This is a genomic window from Mesorhizobium sp. WSM4821, from assembly GCF_055901555.1.
This window is the reverse complement of the sequence record NZ_CM148371.1, coordinates 6,053,755-6,071,174: the sequence shown is the minus strand read 5'-3', so window position 1 is coordinate 6,071,174 and position 17,420 is coordinate 6,053,755. Positions and strand designations below refer to the sequence as shown.

Below are 17,420 nucleotides of genomic sequence, written 5' to 3'. Positions count from 1 at the left end.
TCCACGTCTTGAGCTGCTCAAGGGCTGCCTTCGCATCGTTGCAGCCATGCCTGACACCGTCCATTTCAGTCTCACGAACACCGCAGGGACGAACAAAAGAGTTGCCATAGCCCGCCACCTTGCCGGTGGCGGGCTGGCCCGCTGAGATCAGCAGAGTGTTGTCAAAGCCTCCGCGGCCGATGCGACACTCGCATTCGCGAAACAGTCTCCTCAGCGGCGCGAGATCAGCAAGCAAAGCTCACGTAGGTCGCGATCGTATGTGCCGCCGCTCCCAAGCACGTCGACGCAGCGCTTCTTCATCCGTAGTAACTGGCTGTTGGACATCTGCGCGACCACGCTCGCGCCGCGAGTGCCGGGTGTTCCAGCCGTCCCGGTTCCAGCGAGAGTTCCGCCGCCAACGCCAACACCGACGCCCACGCCCACACCGCCTGTCCCACCAACATTGGCACCCAAACCCGCTGTGATGCCGCCGGTGCCGCCCACATTTGCGCCTGCGCCGGCAGTGATACCACCAGTACCACCCACATTAGCGCCGGCACCCGCGGTAACGCCCTTGCTGCCGCCAATCGATGCACCGGCGCCGGCATTCACCCCGCTTCGGCCGCCGATCGAAGCGCCGACACCCGCGGTAATGCGTTTCTTGCCGCCGATCGAGGCGCCGGTTCCCGCATTCACCCCGCTGCTACCGCCGATCGAAGCGCCGGCTCCCGCATTGACGCCGCCACTGCCGCCGACCGAGGCGCCGAGGCCGGCATTTATACCGCCTCCGCCTCCAACTGATGCGCCGGCGCCGACGCCAATACCGCCTCCGCCTCCAACCGATGCGCCTGCGCCGACGCTAATGCCGCCCGCGCTGGCAGGGAAAGACAGAGATAAAATAAGTGCACCACTGGCTAAAGCTGTGGCGAAACTCTTCACGAAATTTGCCATGAGACTCTCCTTCGCTCGTTACCTGACAGCAGCAGTTTCAGTGCTTGCTACATTAGGGATAACGAACTCGGAGACTTTCTGAATTGCTAACACGCACCAATGTTTGCGATCATGCCTTACGGGCAGCGACCTATTTCGAATCAAATTTAAAGAACGCAAGAGAAAGCCTATTGGGCTTGTGCCCGTCAAAGCAAAAGTCCGCCGCCCCTTTCGGCACGACGACTCAACCAAGAGAACAACGGCCCAAGTGATCAGGGTGCGCGGTGCGTGGCCAGCGAACTCGCCAAATCTGCAAGCACGCGTTCGTTCGCAGGCTTCTCGACAAAAGTTCCGGCCTTGAAGGCCTCACCTCGGCCCTCGATGTCCATGGCACTGTGCCGCAGACACCCATTGCGGTACCCCAGCGGAGATGTGCCGGCCCAACGAGTGAAAGCGCGCGTGAAAGCAGAAAGCTCGGAGTAGCCGAGCAGCAATGCGATCTCAGTCAACGGTAAGTGGCGTTGGAGTAGATAGTGCCTCGCCAATTGAAAGCGCACCGCGTCAACCGCTTCTCGCAGGTTCAGGCTTTCATCAGCCAAAGTGCGGCGAATTGCGGTTGGCGTCGTGCGCAACGTCTCTGCGATGGCCTCGAGTGTAGGCGAGCCGTTCGGGAGATGCTGGCGTACGGTGCTGCGGATCCGGTCAAACAATGAGTCCGTCTCTCCTCGTGAGCCGACGATCTCCAGGCAATGACGCATCATCGAGAGCAATTTGAGATCACGTCCTGGCATCGGCCGGTCCAAAAGTTCGGACTCAAGAATGATCGCATTGCTGGGGCAGCCGAAGAAGACCGGTGCGCCGAATACGAGGGCGTGCTGGCGCCAGTCGGCAGGGCGCGGGTGCTCGAACTGGACCTCGGCCGGTGACCAATTGCGGCCGCAGCATTCGCGAATGAGGTTGGTAAATTGACCCAGCGACAATTCGGCGTCCTGACGTCGAGCTACGATTGAGGGCGTCAGTATCTGATATTCCAGCCGAACGCGTTTCTCATCTTCGCGCCTGAAGCGCATCGTCGACGAGCTTTGCTGGTAGCCGAAAAGATCGGCTAGCGTCTCCAGGGCCGATCCAAGGGTGGGCGCGGAGAGCGCTGCATATCCCCACATGCCAAGATCGCGCGGCTGAAACTGCTGGCCGAAAAGGAGGCCGAAATTGTCGCATCCGGTGCGCTCCGCAGCATGCTCGAACAGGTTACAGAAAGTGTCCAGCCGAAGATGAAGCGTCGGCGCGGTGACCATGTCCAGCGCCAGCCCGCAATGTTCGAAGATCTCGTCTGCGTCCCCCCCTTGCGACCCAATGAAACTGGTCAGGCCAGCCGCAGCAGCCGCCAGTACCACGGGCGCGACCGCGCCGCCCTGCAACGCAGCTGATGATGAGGGCTCGGCCAGAGCCATGCTGTTCCTCGACAAGTGTCAACATCGGCTGCGGATCGCAAATGATGGCATGCCAGCTCTGGTGCCGCAAGGCGATGTGACCGCCTCCTGTCAAAACTGATACGCTTCCGGTCAAGCCGGCGGCGTGTGGTCAAGTATATGCAAAGACGATGCCAGAGACAGCGATCCAGAGCTGACGTATAGGCGCGGCGCTGCGCCGACGTTGAGGAGGGCAGACGCCGATGACCAAAGACATCCGGCCCGAGCCGCATCACGGCGCCAACCGGTGGCAGCGGTTCGCGGATTGGGACGAGCGGCCGTTGCGGCTCGACAAGTTTGCGGTCGAGGATGCCGAGAACGGCTTTGCCGCCTTCCGTGGCGCGCGCGACCCGAAGCCCGGATTGATCGTCGAACGCGGCCGGATCGTCAGCATGGACGGCACGGCAGCCGCCGATTTTGACATGATCGACCACTTCATCGCCAATCATCACCTGGATCTGGCACGGACCGAGACGGCGATGGCGATGGATTCGGCGCACATCGCGCGCATGCTGATCGACGTTTCAGTGCCTCGCACGGAGCTTGCCGAGCTCGCCCACGGGCTGACACCCGCCAAGCTGGCAGAGGTTGTGGGGCAGCTCTCCTCCATTGAGCTGGCATTCGCTTTTTCCAAGATGCGGACACGCAAGACTCCGGGCAACCAAGGCCATGTCACAAACGCCAAGGATGACCCGCTTCAGCTGGCTGCGGATGCGGCGATCGCCGTCGCATTCGGCTTCGATGAAATCGAGACAACCATGCGTGTCGCCCGCAATGCCTGGTCTAACGCGCTTGCCTGCGCCGTGGGTGCGGCGGTGGGGCGCTGGGGCACGCTGTTCCAGTGCGCGAGCGAAGAAGCCGAGGAACTGCAGATCGGCCTGGCCGGCTTCACATCTTACGCAGAAACGGTCTCGGTCTATGGTACCGAGCGCGCTTTCACCGACGGCGACGACACGCCGTGGTCAAAGGGATTTCTGGCCGCGGCCTACGCATCGCGCGGGATAAAGATGCGCTGCACCTCAGGAGCTGCCTCGGAACTCCTGATGGGATTTCACGAATCGAAGTCACTGCTCTACCTGGAGGCCCGCTGCCTTTGCTTGCAGCGCGCGATGGGTGTTCAGGGCACCCAGAACGGCGGCATAGACGGTGCCCCACTTGCCTCCAGCATGCCTGGCGGTGTGCGCGAGCTGATGGCGGAGAACCTGATCGCCGTCTGGCTCGACCTTGAATGCGCCACGGGCAATGACGCGCGGCATTCGGAATCCGAGATCCGAGTTGGCGCCAAGATCCTGCCGTTCCTGATTGCCGGCTCTGATCTGGTCTGCTCCGGCATGGGGTCTATTCTGAAATACGACAATTCCTTCAATCCCTCCTCCTTCAATGGTGAGGAGATGGAGGATTTTCTCGTCCTGCAGCGCGATTTCGAAGCCGATGGCGGCCTGACATCCATCGATGAAGCCGGCGCGCTGGAGCTTCGCCGGCGGGCCATCGATGCGCTGACGGCGGTTTATGCCGAACTCGAGCTCGGCGCCCCGACAGCTGCAATGAAACTGAGCGTCGCCGTCGCGTCGGGCTCCAACGACACGGACAGCTATACACCGCGCGACGTGGCTCTGATCAGCGACCGCATCAAAGCGCGCGGTATCACCGTGCTCGACGTGATCAAGGCCCTGGCGAGGCGCGGCTTCCGCGAGGAGGCACAGAACTTGTTGAATGTGGTGCGGTTGCGCGTCTCCGGCGATTACCTCCAGACGGCTGCGGTGGTGCGTGACGGCCACGTCATCAGCGCGGTCAATGACCCCAATGATTATGCTGGCCCCGGCACGGGTTATCGTCTCAATGATGCGCGGCGCAAGGAACTGGGCGCCATCCGCAATGTCCTTACGCGCGATGAAGTCCTTCGCACCGAGGCCGCATTCGCCGGCGCCGAAGCACGACGCATTGCCTACAAGACGCTGGGACCGGCGGGGCAAAACGGGCCGCGAAACGAGATCGTCATCGGCGTCAGCCCGGCGTTTGGCGTTAAGCTGTACCAGACGCTGGCCGGCCATCCGCTGTCGGCCGTGCTGCGTGCGCTTTCGGACGGCATCCGCGCCAATGGCTGCGTGCCGCGTGTCGTGCGCATGCGCCACACTGCCGATACATCCTTCCTTGGCCTTTCAGCGGCGCGCCTGGCTGGCTCCGGCATCGGCATCGGCATCCAGGCAAAGGGAACAGCGGTGATCCATCAGGCCGACCGGCTTCCACACCACAACCTAGAGCTTTTTTCCAACGCTCCCGTCACGACTTTGGCGCATTACAGGGCGCTGGGCGAGAACGCTGCAATCTATGCTCGAGGAGACATGCCCCAACCCGTGGTCGTCCCGAGCCAGGGGATCGCGCTGGGCGCGCGATATCATGCTCAGGTGGCCTTTCTGTACGCCATTGAAACAGCGGCGACGCAATCGGGTGCTCCGCCGGAAGACATAGAGATAACTGATCTGGAGAGGGCGGGATGACTGACGAGGATCAAAAACGTCCGCTTGGCATCATCGACTATCCGCTCGCCGAGAAACGTCCCGACTGGGTGAAAACTGCGAACGGGAAGTCGCTCGACGATCTCACGCTGGCAGCGGTCGAGTCGGGCGACGTGAAACTCGCCGACTTGCGCATCACGGCACAGGCGCTGCTCGACCAGGCACAGATCGCAGACGATGCCGGCCGGCCAACGCTTGGCAGCAACTTCCGACGCGCGGCCGAACTGATCGATGTGCCGCAGGATGTCGTGCTCGAGGTCTATGAGCTGCTGCGGCCAGGCCGCGCGCGCGACAAGATGGCGCTGCTCTCGGCCGCAGCGACTCTGCGGACTGCCTACGGTGCAAGCCGCATGGCGGATTTTGTCGAGGAAGCGGCGGAGGTCTACGAACGGCGAGGCCTGTTCTCCTACCGGTTCTGAGGCTGCAGATGGCTAGCCGTGGCCTCCGTTTGCCAGGCTGTCAAGATTACCGGCGTTAATGTCAAGACTGGCCGGCCGGCGGTCCTTATCGTCAAGCGAGCTAAAGCTACCGAAGAACAAGAACCTGCACGCGAATGGCAGGCGATCCAAGGCAGATAATGACCGCTAACTGCGGCGCGAGGCTGCGGTCAGCATGGTTGATAAAAAAGCGACCGATGGGGATCGAGGGTGAGTCCCAGGATCGCGCCAATGGAGGGTTCAATGAGCGATTTCTCGCACACGCGACGCGATTTTCTGAAGACTTCCGCGGCAGCGACGGCCGCATTGGCTGTCGGCGCCGCAGCCGGCTTGCGCCCTGCTGCGGCGGCCCGCACCAACGAGCTGAACATTCTGTGCTGGGAAGGTTATAACTCTGCCCAGGTGCTTGACCCGTTCCGCACCTCGACCGGCGCAACCGTGCGCGCCGAGTCGCTGACCAATGATCCGACGATGATCAACCGCCTGCGCGCGGGCGAGACCAATATTTGGGACCTGATCAACGTCAACAATCCGTGGGCGCGAAAGATCATGTTCCCGGAAAAGCTGATCAAGCCGATCGACCGCGCCCGCTTCGAGCCGTATTTTGACAAGATGCTGCCGGACTTCAAGCCGCCCTACAAATGGGCCATGGACGATGCCGGCCAGCAACTGCTCGGCATGGCACAGCGCTTCGGCCCCTACAGCTTTGTCGTCAATACCGACAAGATCAGCCGCGCCACCGCAGAGGACCAGGGCTGGGATCTCTGGAACGATGCCGCCAACGACAAAAAGTACGGTGTGCAGGCTTCGGATGATTGGAACGTCTTCGATCTGTGCTGCATCGCAGGGTTCGATCCGTTTCGGGAGCACACCGATGAGGAAGTGACGAAATACACCGAGACCGCCAAGCGCGTGTTCAAGGGTGCCCGCATGGTCGGCGATCTAGCCACGATGAACCAGGCGCTGGTCTCCGGCGAGATCGATTTCTACCTGACCGGCGGCACCTATTCCTGCTCGCCTGCGCGTGCCGACGGCAATCTCAACATCCGCGCCGTCACGCCGCTCAAAGGCCCGATGGCGGGCGGCAAGGGCGGCATCTCCTGGATCGAGATCACTTCGGTGGTGAACAACCCCGATCTTTCGACGCATGCTGAAGACTTCCTTGAATATGTCCAGTCGCCGGAAATGTCGCATACGGTCGCCTTTGCCGAGGGAACTTTCAATCCGGTCACCCAGATGGGAAATCCCGCCTGCTTCGACCTCTTCACAAAGGAAGAGCTCGAAGTGATCCAGTGGGACAGCCTCGAGGAGGAGATGTCGCGTTCCGTCGAATATGACATCGTGCCGGATTACGACAAGCTGCTCGATATCATGAGCGCTGCCAAGCGCGAAGCCTCCGGCGGCTGACGCTCCGGTGATATGGCACTGATTGCCGGGTCGCCCAAGCTTTTCCAGTCGGGCGACCCGATCCATTTCTCACTGTGGAATGCGAGGTCCATGGCTGCCCTACCAATCTTGCAGCTGCGCAATCTCACCAAAGCGTTTGGCGGGCTTGTTGCTGTAGACGGCATTGATCTTGACTTCCAAGAGGGCGAGTTCTTCACCATCGTCGGCCCTTCGGGCAGCGGCAAAACAACCCTGCTGCGCATGTTGACGGGCATGGAATTCGCCAGCTCAGGTGATATCCTGCTGCGTGGCAAACGCATCAACGAGCTGCCCGCCAACAAGCGGCCGACCTGCATGGTGTTCCAGTCGCTGGCGCTGTTTCCACATCGCACGGTTGGCCAGAACATCGAGTTCTCACTCAAGATGAAGGGGGTCGATTCCACGGCGCGAAAGGTTCGCGCGCTGGAGCTCATGGCCCAATTGCGGCTGCCGGAAACCTATTACGGCAAGAATGTCACAAAGTGTTCCGGTGGGGAACGCCAGCGCGTCGCGCTGGCACGGGCGCTCGCATATGAACCAGATATTCTGTTCTTTGACGAGCCGCTCTCGGCCATCGACTACAAGCTCAGGAAGACGCTCGAGAAGGAGCTGAAGGACATCCACCGCGAAACCGGCAAGACCTTCATCTACATCACCCATAGCCTTGAAGAAGCGATGGTGATGAGTGACCGGATCGGTGTCATGCGCTCGGGAAAGCTGGTCCAGGTTGGATCCCCCCAGGAGATCTATTCCGCCCCGCGCACCAAATTCGTTTCCGAGTTCATCGGCGACGTCAACGTCATTGCTGTCACCACCGATGAGCCTGGCCATGTCAACGCCGCCGACCTCGGTGTGAAACTCAAGAGCCCGCCGGTTCCGCCTGGCTTTGCCTCCGGCTATGTGGTGGTTCGCCCGGAATCGCTGCGCTTCGTCGCCAGCCGGGCCGAGGCGGACAATTGTCTCGAAGGCCTGCTCTACAACGAATATGTCCTCGGTTCGCGCATTCAGTACCAGGTGCGGGTCGGCGACCACGTCTTCATCATCGAGAAGCTGCGGCAGCAGAGTTTTTTGGGCAAGCGAGACGACACCGTGCTGATCGGCTGGGATGCGCGCGACAGCATCCTGGTGACCGATTGAAGTGGTGGCGCTGATGAAGACGCTCAGCGAGATTTTCGTTCCCGGGGCGCGTCACGCAATCCCCATCATTGTCTTCTTGCTTTGCGGCTTTGTCGCCCCGCTGCTGGCGGTCATCGGCTTCAGCTTCGTGCCGACGCGCACGTTCAGCCTCTGGCAAGACTGGAGCTTCGCGAACTACGTCGAAATCTTCAATTCATCGAGCTACATCACTTTCTTGTGGTCGCTCGGCCTGGCCGCACTCACGGTCGTGATCCTTGCCTTTGTCTGCTATCCCGTGGCCTTTGGTCTGGCGCGCGTGTTCGGAAGATATGCGACCCTGATAACACTCCTGTTCACGCTGCCCCTGTTCGTCTCCGAGAATGTGCGGATCTATGGCTGGATCCTGTTCTTCATCAAGAACGGTGTGCTCTTGGGCACACTGAAGACCGCCTTCGGCTACGAGCCGGAAAGCGTTCTCTTCACCACCGGCCTGACGCTGCTCGGCATGGTCTATGTATACCTGCCGTTCATGCTGTTTCCGATGACCCTCGGCGTCTCCATGGTGCCGCAACAGACCCGCGACGCCGCCTTCGATCTCGGCGCCACACGTTGGCAGGTTTTCAAGGAGATCGATCTGCCGCTCGCGATGCCCGGCATCGTCATCGGCTTTCTGCTGACCTTCGTGCTGGCGGTCGGAGCCATTGCCGAGGCCAAAGTCTTGGGTGGTCAGCGCATCATACCCATCACACATGACATCGAGATCGCGTTCACCTACGCGCAGAACTGGCCGCTGGGAGCCGCGCTCTCCGTGCTGTTGATGCTGGTTGTTGGCGCGCTGGTGCTGGTGGTGCTGCGACGCTTCGACCTCGACTCCATCCTGGGCCGGAGGTGATCGATGGACAGCCCTGGTGATCATGTGCGGCGCGCTTTGATCTGGACATGGGCTCTCGCGGTCATCGTCTTCATGTACCTGCCCGCAATCAGCCTGCTGCTCGCCTCAAGCACGTCCAGCCGCTATTTCATGTTTCCCATCACCAAATGGGGCCTCGATTGGTGGTACAAGACATTCGCCTCGCTGGAAGTGCACCAGCTCTTCAGGACCTCCCTCAGCATCGCGTTGTGCGTCACGCTGATCGCCGTCGTGATCGCGTTGTTGGGCGCTCTGGCCTTTGCGCGATATGAATGGAAAGGCCGCTCCGCTTATCAGAAGATCGTGCTGCTGCCGATCTTCTTTCCGCAGACGGTGCTCGGCCTCGCACTGCTGCTGTGGTTCAACGCGCTGGGCTTCACCATGTCATGGCAGACCGCTGTATTTGCTCATCTGGTATGGATCATACCGGTTTGCACACTGGTGATCTCCATCCAGGTCTATTCGTTCGATCCGGCCTTGGAGGAGGCAGCCTTCGATCTCGGCGCCACGCGGTGGCAGGTTTTTCGGGAAGTGACGCTGCCTGTGTTGTTTCCGGGCATTTTCTCCGGCGCCTTGTTCGCCTTCCTGCTCTCTTGGGGCAATTTCCCGCTTTCGCTCTACACCACCGGCGCGGACACCACTCTGCCGGAGTATCTGTATGCCAAGATGGTCGCCGGCTATACGCCAGGCGTGCCCGTGCTGGGCACCGTGTCCACGCTTGGCGCCGCGCTGCTTTTGTTTCTGGGTTATCTCATCATTATCGTCCTGCGCCGCCGCGCAAACGCCGATGGCGGCCATTGAGTTGGAGGGTTAGTGCGATGTTGGCTGAATCAATCAGAGACAAGTCGGTCGTCGTGACAGGCGCCAGCAAAGGCATCGGCAAGGGTATCGCCCGCGTCTTTGCCAGACATGGCGCGAAGGTCCTGGTCGTCGGTCGCAATCTCGCTTCGGCGCAAGCCGCAGCGAGGCAGCTGACTGAGATGGGCCATACGGCCAGCGGATTTTCCGCTGATGTGACGAGACTTGAGGATATGGAAGCGATGGCGAAGGCCGCCGTGGACCGCTACGGCGGGGTCGATGTCCTATGTGCCAACGCCGGCATGTTCCCACAGGCGACGATCGAAGACATGAGCGCGCAGATGTGGGACGAAGTCCAGGCCACCAACCTCAAGGGCACCTTCCTCTCGGTCAAGGCTTGCGTGCCGTACCTCAAGACAACCGGAGAGGGACGCATCGTCATCACGTCCTCGATCACCGGTCCGGTGACCGGCTTTCCCGGCTGGAGCCACTATGGCGCGACCAAGGCGGGGCAGCTTGGTTTCATGCGAACCGCCTGCATGGAACTGGCGAAATATGGCATCACCATCAACGCTGTGATGCCCGGCAACATCGTGACCGAGGGCCTGGAGGGGCTTGGGCCGGACTATATGAAGGGCATGGCCGCGGCAGTACCTCTGGGCCATCTCGGGGATGTAGAGGACATCGGCCACGCGGCATTGTTTTTCGCTAGCCGCGAGGCCCGCTACATCACAGGACAGACCATCATCGTCGACGGCGGCCAGATTCTGCCGGAATCGCCCGATGCGCTTTCGCAGATGTGACGAACCTGGTTCTTGCCGGCCGCCTCAGTGACCGCGCTTGCGATAGGTGCTCGGGCTGACGCCGGTCCAGCGGGTGAAGGCTCGCGTGAAGGCAGAAAGCTCCGAATAACCAAGCAGGAAGGCGATTTCGGTTAGCGGAAGTTGGCGTTGGTCGAGATATGTCCGTGCCATGGTCTGCCGCGTCAGTTCGACCGCGTCCTTGTAGGTCATGCCCTGCTCTGTAAGGTCGCGCTGGATGCTGGCGGCGGTGACGCGCAATTCATGCGCAATGCGGTCGAGGCTTGGATACCCATTGGGCAGGTTGGTTCGAACCGCGGTCTTGACCCGATCGACGAGCCCTTCATCGCCTGCCCGATGCGAGCCGAGGGATTCCAGGCAAGTCTCCATCATGCTCATCAATTGCAGATCTCTGCCGGGCATGGCCCGGTCCAGAAGTTCTGGTCGAAACAGCAGTGCATTGGTGGGCTGGCTGAAGTGGACCGGCGCATCGAAGGCGGCCTCGTGCTCCTTTGAGAATTCCGGTCGCGGGTGCTCAAAGTGAACTTCCACCGGGGACCATCTCGGCCCGCCGCAATCCCTGATCACGTTTGCAAACATGCCGAGCGACAGTTCGGCATCCTGGCGGCGTTCGACGATCTCAGAGGAGTAGATCTGGTACTCGAGATGCATCAGGCCGTCGCTGTGCTTTGCCAGTTGCATCCAGGACGATTCCTGATGATGGTGAAACAGCCGCACCAGATTGTCGAGCGCCGCGCCCAGCGTGGGCGCGGAGATTGCCGCATAACCCCACATGCCGAGGTCGCGCGGCTGAAACTGTTGGCCGAACCAGAGACCGAAATTCCCGGCACAAAAATGTCCGGAGCGGACCTGCTTTGCGGCCTCCTCGAACAAGCGGCAATAGGAGGCGAGCTTGACTTTCAGGGTCGGCGCGCCGGCCATGTCCGGGGCTATCCCGGAATTGCCGAAGATCGAATCCACATCGCCGCCTTGCGCCTCGATGAAGTCGACAAGCCCTGTCGCTGCTGCGGCGAGCACGATCGGCGCGCTATTCCTTGCAGCTGCAGACTCTCGTTCCAGCAGAGCGGATGTCACTTCCAACGTCCTGGCCAAGCTATGGATCGATCAAATAATTGCACGACCCGTGCGCCAGCTTCAAGGGAAATGACCCAAGGCCGAGACCCAGCCAGCGCAAAGCGAGACTTGTGATTGTCCACGTTGGGTGCCCGGGCTCTTTGCGCGAGGTGTCAAGATCGCTGCCTCACCGGTCAAGCACGCTGCCTGACGGCAGTCTAGCGTGGGAGACAAATCAGGGACATTCGTCCAAAGAGCAGTGGAGCCGGGCGAGACGTCCTTGATCGGAGCCGCTTCTCTTCATCGCCGAAGCGAGAACAATGCATGAGCGGCGCGCTCACAACGAAAGAGCTGTTGCAGGCGACGCACCAATTGGCCGTTGCGGCGTTGCCGCGCTGGGGCCTGGAAGGGGCCGGCCTCACCCTGATCAATCACTCCGAAAACTGGACGTATCGCGTTGAGCCTCCGGCTCGCCCGCGCCCGGTAATCCTGCGGGTCCATCGCCATGCCTACCACAGCACGGACGGTATCCGCAGTGAGCTCGCATGGATGCGTGCCCTCAAGGCCGATGCTGGCGTCAACACGCCCCAGGCCATCACTGGCAATGATGGGGCCGACATCCAGTGGGTCGAACACCCAACTCTGGCCATGGCACGCAATTGCGTGCTGTTCGAATTCATCGACGGTGTCGAGCCGCCTCAGGACAATCTCGTCCCAGCCTTCCGTGCGCTCGGCGAGGTGACGGCGCGCTGTCACAATCACAGTCAGATCTGGCAGCGGCCGTCATATTTCGATCGCCTGTGCTGGGATTTCGAGCACTCCCTCGGTGCTCGGGCCAATTGGGGGCGTTGGCAGGACGGGCCGGATTGCACGCCGGATCGCATCCGGTTGCTGCAGCGAGCCGTCGATCTTATGGAGCGGCGTCTTGAGCGCTTCGGCCAAGCTCGCGAGCGCTACGGTCTCATTCACGCAGATTTTCGGCTCGCCAATCTCCTTGTTCACGATGGAGACGTCCGGGTCATCGACTTCGACGATTGCGGCCTGGGCTGGTTCCTCTACGACGCCGCAACTGCGGTGAGCTTCTTCGAAGATCGCGCCGACGTGCCGGAACTGATGGAGGCTTGGAAAGAAGGCTATCGCCGCCACCGCATTGTGCCCAGGGAGGACGAGGATGAGCTGTGGACCTTCATCCTGATGCGACGCATGACGCTGTTTGCGTGGATGGGATCGCACAGCGAGACCGAGCTCGCCCGCAGCGAGGGTCCCGGATACAGCACCGGCACCTGCGAACTCGCCGAACGCTACCTCAGCAAGTATTCGTCGTTTGGACCCGGAGCCCAATATGGCTGATCCGAAACCGCAGAGCCCGCAAAAGCGCGAGTTCATCGCCAAGTCGAAAACGTTTTGGAATCCAGGCAAGACCCAGGCCTGGCAGGATATGGGCGTCGACCTCGTCATCGACCGGCGTGAAGGCTACCTGCTGTGGGATATGGACGGCAGACGCCTGATCGATCTCCATCTCAACGGCGGCACCTACAATATCGGTCACCGGCATCCGGAGCTGATCGAAATTCTCAATCGAGGCACCCAGCGCTTCGATATGGGCAACCACCACTTTCCGTCGCAGGCGCGCACTGCACTGGCCGAAAGGCTGGCGCAAATCTGCGGCGGCGATCTGCACTACACCATGTATGCCTCCGGCGGCGCCGAGGCCATCGACATCGCGCTGAAGACGGCGCGCCATGCCACGCAGCGGCGCAAGATCGTTTCGATCGTCAACGCCTATCACGGCCACACGGGACTGGCGGTCGCCGCCGGCGCCGACCGGTTCAAGAAGATCTTCCTGTCCGACCAGCCGGACGACTTCGTCCATGTGCCGTTCAACGATCTCACCGCCATGGAAGACGCGCTCAGGGGCAGGGATGTGGCGGCCCTGATCATGGAGACGATCCCAGCCACCTACGGCTTTCCAATGCCGCTGCCCGGTTACCTCCAGGAGGTGAAAGTGCTGTGCGAGCGCTACGGCGCCCTCTACATCGCCGACGAGGTCCAGACTGGCCTGATGCGTTGCGGTGAGATGTGGGGTTACCAGCGTTATGGCATCACGCCGGACATGGTGGTCACCGGCAAGGGCATCTCCGGGGGCATGTATCCGATCGCCTGTGTCATTGTTCGCGAGCCCTTTGCCGGTTGGCTCACTCAGGACGGCTTCGCGCATATGTCAACCATGGGCGGGGCCGAACTGGGTTGCCTGGTCGCTATGAAAACGCTGGAGATCCTGCAGCGACCGACCGTCAGACCCATGGTCAACTATATCTCGGAAACGTTTCGCAATGGCCTCCACCAGGTCATGAAGCTCTACCCGGACTTCTTTGTCGGGATTCGCCAATGCGGCGTCGTCATGGGGCTTGAATTCGATTTTCCACAAGGCGCCAAGCCGGTCATGAAGCACCTCTACGAGAATGGCGTCTGGGCGATCTTCTCGACTCTCGATCCGCGGGTGCTGCAGTTCAAGCCCGGCGTGCTGATGACCGCCGATCTGTGCGCGGAGGTGCTCGAGCGCGTCGAGCGCAGCATTGGCCTCGCTTATGCTGAAACCCTGGGTCGTGGACGAGGCCAGTACCGTGCCGCGTAAGGACACGATGCGATGACCGCGATCGTCGAGGAAATCCTTGCCGGAGACCAGCGCGCGAGCGGAACCGCGGACCTCATGCTGCAGACAGCGGAGTGGGCCGCAACCGCTTTCGCCCGGTTCGATCGCGCCCGCGTGGACAAGATCGCACGGGCAGCCGCCGATATCGCTCACGCGCATGCGGGCGAACTTGCCGAGGCAGCCGTTAAGGAAACCGGTTTCGGTGTCGTCGAGCACAAGAAGATCAAGAACGAGCTCACCTCGCGAGGGCTCTACGAACTTTATTCCAAGCAGGATTTCTGCTCGCCCCGGGTCTTGCCGGACCAGAAGATGGTGGAACTGCCGCGTCCGGCGGGCATCGTCTTCGCGTTGACGCCGTCCACAAATCCCGTCTGTACGACGTATTACAAGGTGATGATGACGCTGGCGACCCGCAACGCCATCGTGGTCTCGCCGCATCCCAAGGCCAAGGCGTGTTCGGCCCGTGCCGCGAAGCTGATGGCTGAAGCGGCGGAAGCAGCGGGCGCGCCTGCCGGCATTATCCAGGTGATCGAGCAGCCCAACCTGCCGCTGATCGACCACGTCATGAAATCGCCGGCCATCGCCGTGATCCTGGCAACCGGCGGCACGCCAATGGTCCGCGCTGCCTACGGTTCGGGCAACCCTGCGATCGGGGTCGGGCCGGGCAACGCACCTGCCCTGGTCGACGAAAGCGCCGATCTGGCGGAGGCAGCCAAACGAATTGTCGCCTCGAAGAGCTTCGACAATTCGATCCTCTGTACCAATGAAAGCGTCGTTGTAGCAGTGGAGGCCATCGCCGACCAGTTGCTTCAGCGTATGAAATCCGCTGGCGCGCACGTGGCGAAGCCCGAAGAGGTTGCGGCGCTGCGCGAATTGCTGTTTGGCCTCGGCAGCTTCAACGTTGAGGTGCTTGGCAAGTCGGCTGTCGAGATCGGCGCGATGATTGGCCTGCGCCTGAGCACCAACATCAAGATCATCATTGCCGAGATCGACCGCGTGGGGATCGATGAGCCGCTGTCGAAGGAAAAGCTCTGTCCGGTGCTTGGCTTTTTGCGCGTGCCGCATGCGCAAGCCGGCATTGCCCGGGCGTGCTCGCTGATCCGCCTCTCCGGGCCCGGCCATTCTGCCGCAATCCATAGCAATGACACCGCCACGATCCTCGCCTACGGCGCGGCGGTGAAGGCGTTGCGCGTCGTCGTCAATGCGCCCTGCAGCCTGGGCGCGGCAGGTTATGGCACCCATCTCGCGCCCGCCTTCACCATCGGCACCGGTTTTTTCGGCTCGTCATCGGTCGGCGAGAATGTCGGGCCGCAGCATCTCGTCAACTGGACCCGCATCGCCTACAACGACGATGCCAAGGAGGCGTTCGGCGATTTCGCGCAAGTGGATGCCTGGGCGGGAGGGTCGCCCCTGGCGCTCGGACGAGAAGCGCCGATTTCTCTTGGACGCCTGCAGGAGGGTGCGGACCAGATGCGGACCGCGCCGCCGAAGCTACGCGCGACGGCGGATATGGATGACATCGCCCAACTGCGCGAAGAGATTCGCCGCATGGTGCTCGAAGAACTCCGCGATGCGTTGCAGCCATGAACAAGGCGACCTGACAGCATGGCCGAGTTGCGCTCCTTCATCTTCATCGACCAGTTGCAGCCGCAGACGCTGTGCTACATGGCAAGCGGCATGCGCGGGCGTCTGCCGCGCACCAATATGGCAGCACAGATCATTGAGGTCGCGCCGGGTCTCGACGTCGAGGGGCTGACGGATGTGGCGTTGAAGCATGCCGATGTCAGCGGCGGCATGCTGGTGGTGGAACGTCAGTTCGGCTATCTCGAATTCCATTCGCGCTCCGTCGCGGCGGTGAAATCGGCGGCTGGCGCCGTGCGAGACATGCTCGAGGCTGGCACCGGAGCGGCCATCAAGCCGCAGATACTGGCCTCCAAGATCGTTACCCGGATCGATCACGGCCACGCATTCCTCATCAATCGCAACAAATCGGGATCGATGATCCTGCCGGGAGAATCACTTTTCGTTCTCGAGATGCAACCCGCATCCTACGCGGTGCTCGCCACCAACGAAGCCGAGAAGACCGCCGACATCAAGGTGATCGACTACCGCATGTTCGGCTCCACCGGAAGGGTCTATCTGTCCGGAGCGGAGTCCGACGTACGTATGGGCGCGCAAGCAGCACTTGCTGCGCTGAAGGGGTGACTGGCATGTTGGACAAGGACGCCATCCGCAGCCTCATTCGCGATGTGATCGCCGAGGAAGTGAAGCATCTTGGGCAAGGCCAAGCACCGGCCGGTCCTCAACCCGTCCGAATCACAAGTAACGCCGATCTCGCCAGCTTCGCCCGTGAGGTCCTGCGGCTCGCCGACGACCCGAAGATCCGCGACGCGATCGAGGCCGGGCGACATCCGTTTCGCCTCGAGGCGGATGGCGTTGTCGCAACCGCCCCGGCCACGAGCCCGAGCCGTCGCATCGATGTGGGGGTCGTCACCGAGGCGGTGATCGGCAAGCTGCCGACGCACGTCACGCGTCTCCAACTCGGCCCTGGCGTCAGCATTACTCCATTGGCTCGCGACAAGGCGACCGTGCGCAACATCAGCGTAGAGAGGATCAGACAATGATACGTGGTCGCGTGGTGGGCCGCTACTGGGCATCAAAGCGCATCGAGCACATTCCGTCCGGGGCGTTCCTCGAAGTGCAAGGCGCCAGCGGCGGGCTTATGGTTGCTTTTGATGTCCTGGGCTGTGGCGAAGGCGAGGAAGTCCTCATCGTCACTGGTTCCACCGCCGCCTCATGGCTCGGTGGTGGCAAGATTCCGATCGATGCATTGATCATCGGCTCGCTCGACGAGACGCCAAAACCGAAATCCAAATAACGTTTCGCAACCAGGGAGAGCACTATGTCGAACGCAATTGGAATGATCGAGACCAGAGGGTTCGTCGCGGCGCTGGCCGCGGCCGACGCCATGGTGAAGGCAGCGAATGTGACGGTGGTCGGACGTGAGGAAGTCGGTGACGGTCTCGTGGCCATCATCATCAATGGCGATGTCGGCGCGGTGAAGGCTGCTACCGAAGCCGGTGCCGAGGCGGCCTCCAGCGTCGGCACGCTGGTCTCGGTGCACGTCATTCCGCGCCCGCATCCTGATCTCGGCAAGCATTTCGCCTCAGCGACCGGCAAGTGACAGCCATCTTCGTCCCGGAAGGATTCTCCTGCTTGCGGGCGGGGATCGCTTCGTCGTGCAATCGCCCGCGGGCGGCGCAGCCGTGCCGACCAGCTGCGGTTTGCGGTGGCGACGACGGCGATCGGCGCT

17 protein-coding genes are annotated in these 17,420 nt (G+C 61.6%); 14 read left to right on the top strand and 3 right to left on the bottom strand.

The features are described 5' to 3' along the window. Positions 1-210: 210 nt before the first annotated feature. The gene (locus tag AC0NID_RS29685) at positions 211-930 is read right to left on the bottom strand and encodes a hypothetical protein (protein ID WP_473457011.1); all 720 of its coding nucleotides are present in this window, start codon (positions 928-930) and stop codon (positions 211-213) included. Between the two features lie 251 nt (positions 931-1,181). After that, on the bottom strand, positions 1,182-2,360 hold the full coding sequence (gene qhpR, locus AC0NID_RS29680; protein WP_473457012.1) for an AraC-like transcriptional regulator QhpR: 1,179 nt from the start codon (positions 2,358-2,360) through the stop codon (positions 1,182-1,184). A gap of 221 nt (positions 2,361-2,581) precedes the next feature. Between qhpR (AC0NID_RS29680) and AC0NID_RS29675 the strand changes: the two genes are divergently transcribed. The 7 genes from AC0NID_RS29675 (at position 2,582) to fabG (ending at position 10,383) form a co-directional block, all read left to right on the top strand. After that, entirely contained in the window at positions 2,582-4,876 is a 2,295-nt protein-coding gene (locus tag AC0NID_RS29675; protein WP_473457013.1) for a propanediol/glycerol family dehydratase large subunit, read from the top strand. Next, positions 4,873-5,313, top strand: coding sequence for a diol dehydratase small subunit (locus tag AC0NID_RS29670; RefSeq protein ID WP_473457014.1), 441 nt, complete (start codon positions 4,873-4,875; stop codon positions 5,311-5,313). The genes AC0NID_RS29675 and AC0NID_RS29670 overlap by 4 nt, the downstream gene beginning before the upstream one ends. A gap of 261 nt (positions 5,314-5,574) precedes the next feature. Next, positions 5,575-6,738: an ABC transporter substrate-binding protein gene (locus AC0NID_RS29665; protein ID WP_473457015.1), complete on the top strand. Its 1,164-nt coding sequence runs from the start codon at positions 5,575-5,577 to the stop codon at positions 6,736-6,738. Between the two features lie 90 nt (positions 6,739-6,828). Beyond that, positions 6,829-7,893, top strand: coding sequence for an ABC transporter ATP-binding protein (locus tag AC0NID_RS29660; RefSeq protein ID WP_473457016.1), 1,065 nt, complete (start codon positions 6,829-6,831; stop codon positions 7,891-7,893). A gap of 13 nt (positions 7,894-7,906) precedes the next feature. Beyond that, the gene (locus AC0NID_RS29655; RefSeq protein WP_473457017.1) at positions 7,907-8,764 is read left to right on the top strand and encodes an ABC transporter permease; all 858 of its coding nucleotides are present in this window, start codon (positions 7,907-7,909) and stop codon (positions 8,762-8,764) included. 3 nt (positions 8,765-8,767) lie between these two features. Next, on the top strand, positions 8,768-9,583 hold the full coding sequence (locus tag AC0NID_RS29650; protein ID WP_473457018.1) for an ABC transporter permease: 816 nt from the start codon (positions 8,768-8,770) through the stop codon (positions 9,581-9,583). 17 nt (positions 9,584-9,600) lie between these two features. Further along, on the top strand, positions 9,601-10,383 hold the full coding sequence (fabG, locus tag AC0NID_RS29645) for a 3-oxoacyl-ACP reductase FabG (RefSeq protein WP_473457019.1): 783 nt from the start codon (positions 9,601-9,603) through the stop codon (positions 10,381-10,383). A gap of 24 nt (positions 10,384-10,407) precedes the next feature. Here fabG and qhpR (AC0NID_RS29640) read toward each other — a convergent pair whose 3' ends face one another. Continuing rightward, positions 10,408-11,475: an AraC-like transcriptional regulator QhpR gene (gene qhpR, locus AC0NID_RS29640; RefSeq protein ID WP_473457020.1), complete on the bottom strand. Its 1,068-nt coding sequence runs from the start codon at positions 11,473-11,475 to the stop codon at positions 10,408-10,410. Between the two features lie 303 nt (positions 11,476-11,778). On the opposite strand from qhpR (AC0NID_RS29640), the gene AC0NID_RS29635 reads away from it, so the two are divergent. Genes AC0NID_RS29635 through AC0NID_RS29605 form a run of 7 tightly spaced genes read left to right on the top strand, consistent with a single transcriptional unit; the run spans position 11,779 to position 17,291 of the window. Further along, entirely contained in the window at positions 11,779-12,804 is a 1,026-nt protein-coding gene (locus AC0NID_RS29635; RefSeq protein WP_473457021.1) for a phosphotransferase enzyme family protein, read from the top strand. Continuing rightward, a complete protein-coding gene (locus AC0NID_RS29630; RefSeq protein ID WP_473457022.1) occupies positions 12,797-14,089 on the top strand; it encodes a class-III pyridoxal-phosphate-dependent aminotransferase in 1,293 nt (430 codons plus the stop codon). The genes AC0NID_RS29635 and AC0NID_RS29630 overlap by 8 nt, the downstream gene beginning before the upstream one ends. Before the next feature lie 12 nt (positions 14,090-14,101). Next, positions 14,102-15,694 carry an aldehyde dehydrogenase family protein gene (locus AC0NID_RS29625; protein ID WP_473457023.1) on the top strand — a complete coding sequence of 531 codons (1,593 nt, stop codon included), beginning with the start codon at positions 14,102-14,104 and terminating at the stop codon, positions 15,692-15,694. A gap of 18 nt (positions 15,695-15,712) precedes the next feature. Beyond that, positions 15,713-16,312: a hypothetical protein gene (locus AC0NID_RS29620; RefSeq protein ID WP_473457024.1), complete on the top strand. Its 600-nt coding sequence runs from the start codon at positions 15,713-15,715 to the stop codon at positions 16,310-16,312. Positions 16,313-16,317: 5 nt separating this feature from the next. Further along, positions 16,318-16,731: a hypothetical protein gene (locus AC0NID_RS29615; protein WP_473457025.1), complete on the top strand. Its 414-nt coding sequence runs from the start codon at positions 16,318-16,320 to the stop codon at positions 16,729-16,731. An 11-nt stretch (positions 16,732-16,742) separates the two neighbouring features. After that, a complete protein-coding gene (locus AC0NID_RS29610; protein ID WP_473457026.1) occupies positions 16,743-16,985 on the top strand; it encodes a EutN/CcmL family microcompartment protein in 243 nt (80 codons plus the stop codon). Between the two features lie 24 nt (positions 16,986-17,009). Next, positions 17,010-17,291: a BMC domain-containing protein gene (locus AC0NID_RS29605; RefSeq protein WP_473457028.1), complete on the top strand. Its 282-nt coding sequence runs from the start codon at positions 17,010-17,012 to the stop codon at positions 17,289-17,291. The last annotated feature ends 129 nt before the right edge of the window (positions 17,292-17,420 follow it).